We start from the raw sequence: 5,130 nt of genomic DNA on the forward strand, positions 1-5,130 counted from the left end.
ATCCCGGCACCTCACTATCTAAAGGTGCCGGAGAATGAATCATGGGTGATTCCAGCCAGGCAATGGGCGCGCGGCAGGCCGAATCACGCACGCGACCACTTGTGGGTAAGAGCAAGCCTCACCGGAGCGATACCATGTAACCGACTAGCATGTGCGACAAACCCCCGATCGGACATTGACGCACACCGTAGCGATCCGACAGGGATTGTCGCGCGGGATATTACGGCTTTCGCGACGCTAGACCATTGGTCACACGCCAAGCACGACAATCACCTGTTTGTCGTTACCCTCTGCCGCCGCCAAATCGCTTAGCGTACACGGCTGAAGAAATTCCCACGGAGCCCCATCATGACCGTGTTCGCCGGCATCGCCCAGTTCGACGGTCCCTCATCCTGAAGCGAACCGACGAGGGGCGAAAGGCGGCGAGGGCGCGCGGCGTGGCCTTCGGACGCCCAAAGAAAATGCGACCCGATCAGGCTGAGCTCGCCCGCCAGCTCGTGCTCGACGGCAAGTCCATCAGCGCCATCGCGAGAACCTTCAACGTCCACCCGGCAACCATCTATCGCTGTATCGAGCCAAACAGTTCCTTATAACACTTTCCTGTTCCGCTCAGCCGCACGACCCATTGTCGGGGCGATCCATGCCGGATGATCGTGAACCCCGTTATATTGGCTTGGTCCACGGCTACGATCGTAAGCCCAAGCGCCGACTGTTCGACCTGCTGCGGCAACAAGGGCTGCAGGCCAACCAGGATGTTACCTTCCTGACCGATGGCGGCGAAGAGGTGCGTGCCTTAACCGAATTGATTACGCCGGAAGCCGAGCACGTCCTCGACTGGTTTCACATCGCCATGCGCCTGACGGTACTGGAGCAATATGCCGTGGGATCGCCCACCATGATGAGAACGAGGGCGCGCGCCTGCTGTGCGAGATGCAACGGATCAAATGGCTGCTGTGGCATGGTAACGGACATCGCGCCCGACAGCACGCCGATAACCTGCGGGATGATGCTAAGGCGCTCGACCTGAACTACCTGCATCTGGCCAAGTTCGCCCGCTCGGTGCAGGAGTTTGCGGTCTACATCAGATCGAACGCAGGCAGCCTCATCAACTACGGCGAGCGGTTCCGCGCGGGTGAGCGCATCTCGTCAGCCATGGCTGAGAGCACCGTCAACGCCGTGGTCAGCAAGCGTTTCGCCAAGCGCCAACAAATGCAGTGGACCAGGCGCGGCGCTCACCTGCTCCTGCAAACGCGTACCCGTGCCCTCGACGGCACGCTACGGCCCCTGTTCGAGAGATGGTATCCGGGCCTGGCCAACGACAATTACGGCGACACCGCCTCCAAGCAGGCTGCCGCAGCGTGAATGCCCACACTTCCTCATGGTCCCCATTTATGTGGCCGACCTCGCACCGGTGAACCCGGGAGAAACGGCGCGATGATTGCCCACTCCTCATCCGTTAAATCGGTTCCATATCGAAGATTCTTGCGGTTATGCTGCCGCCGAGTGGCCGGGGTCCACATGGTAGCTCCAGATCAGGTCTGGCAGCCCTCTGGAATCACAGCAATCCCGGTCACTTAACCTTTCTCGGATGGGTTCTTAACTGTCAGGCGAGTACCACTAGAACGCTCGGCTGATCGCAACTCCATATGTGCGAGGCGCAGCGGGAGCTCCAGTGTCTCCGTTTGCACCGGTGCTGACGTAAATGAACCGTTCATCGTCAAATATGTTGCGCGCAAATGCACGAACTTTCCACATCTCGTCTGGAAAGGTGTAGGTCACTTCGCCGTTGACAATGTTATACGACGGTTCACGAAGGCGATTTTGCGCATCCCAGAAGAAGCCGTCGTTGTAGGCCCAAGTTGCCGTAACACCAGCGGTCCCGCCATTGTTCAAGGGCAGGGTGTAATCGAAGCTGACACTGGAAGTAAACTTGGGTGCCTGCGTGGCGGTGTTCCCACTGGCGTCTCCTATCGACGGTATGTTTCCTCCGGCCGGCAACGGAGTGTAGAACAGAGCACCAGGATAGCTTTCGTAAGCACCGTCGAGGACCGCGAAGCTTGCCCTCAACTGCAGATTCCCAACCGGCACGGGGGCAACGTAGACAAGCTCGGCATCAACGCCCTTGAACTCGCCTGCAGCGGCGTTCAGTAGCACCGGCACGCCTTGTGAGCCGATGGTGGTCACCTGGATGTTCTTGTAGTCATAATAGAAAGCGGAGACGTTGAGGCGGAGCGTTCTGCCGAAAAGGTCCGCTTTGATGCCGCCCTCGTAAGCGTCGAGGGTTTCCGGATCGACCGCCGGCGAGGTCGGTGCGGTCACGCTGAACACCCCGCTCTTGAAGCCGCGGCTGATTGAAGCGAACACCATGACGTCGTCAGAAAACTCGTAGTCGACCACTCCTCTCCAGGTGAGCTTCCCCCAGCTTCGGTCTCTAACATCCGAAGGAACGCGATCCGTTGATCCAATCACGGCGCCCGGACCTGGCGGGGTTGGAAATCCGGGCAGACTCGTTATCGTCCCTTCTATCTGGCGTGTGTCGTGCGTGTAACGGAGGCCGCCTGTGAGTCGGAGCGCGTCCGTGACGTTGAAGGTCGCCTGTCCGAATGCAGAATAGGATTTCGTTTCCATGCTGCTATCGATGAAAATATTATTTGTTGCGGCGACTTCACTCCGAATGGGCGCCCCATAATCTGCGAGCGAATAGAAGTAGAACAGGCCCATGGTGTAATCGACCGGCCCCACGGACCCATTCACGAGCAACTCCTGCTGGAACGTCTCTGTTACAGCCTCCTCCTCTTCGATACTGAAGACCCTGAGCGGAGTGCCGTCCGAATCCAGATTCGAATCTACCTTGTGGTTGCGATAGGCGCTGATCGTCTGAATTGCCAGGTCACCGACGTCCCATTCTACCCTCAGGCCGACACCATATTGCTCTTTCCGGCCAAGCGGTGGAATTTCGCCGGCGCTGTCATAAATTGTGCCTACTGGCCCGACGCCACCGGTCGACAGTCTACCCGGCAAGGGCTGCCGCGTGCTGCCGATGTCGCTCTTGCCCAAGCTGTAGTCGAGGGAGATGGTTGCCGTAGCGTCCGTTCCAAGCTCGACTGCCACCTTGGAACGCGCTGCAACGTCCCGGTTATAATGTTGGTCCACGTCCAGGAAAACGTTTCGACCCCAGCCCTCATTCTGATGGGTCGTATAGACTGCTAAGTCTGCAGCCACACCGGGAGCCAACCCTCCGGTAATGTAGGCGCTTCCAAAGATCGTTTCATAATTTGCGATCCCGATCTCGAAGCTTCCCTGGGTTCTATTTGAAGGATCTTTTGTTATGATGTGAAGCAAGCCACCCACAGCGTTCCGACCGAAGAGGGTGCCCTGCGGCCCGCGCAGCACCTCTATCCGCTCAACGTTGTTGAGGGAGAATACGTTCGCCGCCGCGACAGAATACAGCACGCCGTCCACATAGACTGCGGTTGCGCCTTCGTCGCCGGCGGTCATGTTGACGGTGCCTATGCCGCGCAGGAACGGTACCACGGCAGAGCGCACAGAGGTCGCCTGAAGTCCCGGGGTGACCACAGCGAGCGATTGCGTGTCAGTAACGCCCGCGCGAGCCAGTGCCTCCGAGGTGACGGCGGTTATCGAGATGGGCACCTTCTGCAACGATTCCGCGCGCCGCTGCGCGGTGACGACTATGTCCCCGAGGCCGGACGACGAAGGCGCCTGTTGCGGCACCTGCGGATCTTCCGCTGCTCGCTCCGTCTCGGCAGGCCCCATCGGGTTCGAGGGATCCGGTTCGCCTTGAGCCGCCGCAAGGCCGGACCAGCAAAGCGAGGAACTCGCTAGCAATGGAAGAACGACTTGACGAAAAGACCTATAATTACTCCCACCCATGCTCCGCTCCCCCGATATGTTCTCACCCGACGTCCGGGCCTAAAGGCAAGATAGAATAAGAACTCATTGATCACAACAACTTTTTACATAATTGAGGATTTTGTGCACAACTCGTGCCGGTTCTTCCGCATCTTTGGTGCAAGTGAGGGATTGAACAAACCCGCTGACGCGGGAGATGTGTAGGTACTGGCTGGAATGGGCTTTGTTGCACAAATCCATACAGGTCTGAATCATCCTTTATTTGGTATTACTACCCGACGCGGACGGTATTGGGTGTGCCGATTTGCGAGAAGCGATTGAGGATTGCGGCACGGATTTTGACCTCGGTTATCTGACGATCGAAGGTGCGCGCCATGGCGCGTTGGCCGAGCAGCTTGAAGCAGTGCATTTTTGTTTCGACAAGGCTGCGGCGATGATAGCCGCTCCACTTCTTCCAGATGGTGCGTCCGAACCGTTTGATCGCGCGCAGCGTTTCGTTGCGGGCAGCCGCGCCGGGGCCATCTTCCTTCCATGGGCGCCCGTTGCGGCGGACCGGAATGATGGCTTGCGCCTCGCGTTCGGCGATCGTGGCATGGCACTTCTTGGTGTCGTACGCGCCGTCCCCGCCGACACTGCTGATTTGCTCATCTTCCGGGATATGTGCCAACAGATCGGGGAGAACAGGCGCATCGCCGATCGCGTTGGTGGTGACTTCAATAGCCCGGATATCCAGTGTTTCCGCGTCGATCCCAATATGGACCTTGCGCCACTGGCGACGATAGGAAGCGCCGTGCTTGCGGGTTTTCCACTCGCCCTCACCCATCATCTTGATGCCGGTGCTGTCGACCAGCTTGAGCAGGCTCGCCACCAATCCCGTCGCCTGCCGCAGCGGCAGGCCAGGGCGACCGCATGGCACCGATAGCCACTGCATCTCCGGATCAAACCAAATATCCAGAGAACCACGCTGCTTCAGCGCCGCGTTGTACGCGCTCCAGTTCGTCGTGTGATATTTTGGGGGTATCGGTTTGGGCATCCGGCCTATCCTACTGTTTCGCTCAGGGAATCCCCAACCTCAATTACGCAACAAAGCCACCTCGACCCATACTTGAGTGTTCATTTCGCTGCTCCTTCAAGTTCAAATCCCTGCCCAGATGCGAGCCGCCCACAGGTGCGCATCGCGCTGAGCATCATCGCCGCGTCCGCCTTGCCTGAACCGACAATGTCGTAGGCGGTGCCATGGGCGACCGACATGTGGAGATA

General features: G+C 58.7%; 4 protein-coding genes and 2 pseudogenes. 2 read left to right on the forward strand and 4 right to left on the reverse strand.

The genetic code is table 11. The annotated features are described in order from the left end of the window. The first annotated feature begins 461 nt into the window (after positions 1 to 461). Positions 462 to 593 (forward strand): helix-turn-helix domain-containing protein, encoded by a 132-nt coding sequence (locus SxD43FB_RS26200; protein ID WP_255245877.1) that lies wholly within the window; start codon positions 462 to 464, stop codon positions 591 to 593. Between the two features lie 26 nt (positions 594 to 619). Next, a pseudogene (locus SxD43FB_RS26205) lies at positions 620 to 1,362 on the forward strand (ISKra4 family transposase); the annotation flags it as partial. 56 nt (positions 1,363 to 1,418) lie between these two features. On the opposite strand, the pseudogene SxD43FB_RS26210 reads toward SxD43FB_RS26205, so the two are convergent. The 4 genes and pseudogenes from SxD43FB_RS26210 to SxD43FB_RS22940 form a co-directional block, all read right to left on the reverse strand. Beyond that, positions 1,419 to 1,520: pseudogene (locus tag SxD43FB_RS26210) on the reverse strand (IS5/IS1182 family transposase); the annotation flags it as partial. Positions 1,521 to 1,617: 97 nt separating this feature from the next. Next, the gene (locus SxD43FB_RS22930) at positions 1,618 to 3,891 is read right to left on the reverse strand and encodes a TonB-dependent receptor (protein ID WP_096064097.1); all 2,274 of its coding nucleotides are present in this window, start codon (positions 3,889 to 3,891) and stop codon (positions 1,618 to 1,620) included. 250 nt (positions 3,892 to 4,141) lie between these two features. Then, positions 4,142 to 4,903: an IS5 family transposase gene (locus SxD43FB_RS22935; RefSeq protein WP_096064098.1), complete on the reverse strand. Its 762-nt coding sequence runs from the start codon at positions 4,901 to 4,903 to the stop codon at positions 4,142 to 4,144. 80 nt (positions 4,904 to 4,983) lie between these two features. After that, a complete protein-coding gene (locus SxD43FB_RS22940) occupies positions 4,984 to 5,121 on the reverse strand; it encodes a 4-hydroxythreonine-4-phosphate dehydrogenase PdxA (RefSeq protein ID WP_255245878.1) in 138 nt (45 codons plus the stop codon). Positions 5,122 to 5,130: the final 9 nt, after the last annotated feature.

Origin of the sequence: Sphingobium sp. D43FB, assembly GCF_002312805.1 — a bacterium.
Classification (GTDB): Bacteria; Pseudomonadota; Alphaproteobacteria; order Sphingomonadales; family Sphingomonadaceae; genus Sphingobium.

Coding starts and splice junctions, on each gene's coding strand:
- SxD43FB_RS22930 (WP_096064097.1), bottom strand. CDS start 3,891: ATGGGTGGGAGTAATTATAGGTCTTTTCGTCAAGTCGTTCTTCCATTG.
- SxD43FB_RS26200 (WP_255245877.1), top strand. CDS start 462: ATGCGACCCGATCAGGCTGAGCTCGCCCGCCAGCTCGTGCTCGACGGC.
- SxD43FB_RS22935 (WP_096064098.1), bottom strand. CDS start 4,903: ATGCCCAAACCGATACCCCCAAAATATCACACGACGAACTGGAGCGCG.
- SxD43FB_RS22940 (WP_255245878.1), bottom strand. CDS start 5,121: ATGTCGGTCGCCCATGGCACCGCCTACGACATTGTCGGTTCAGGCAAG.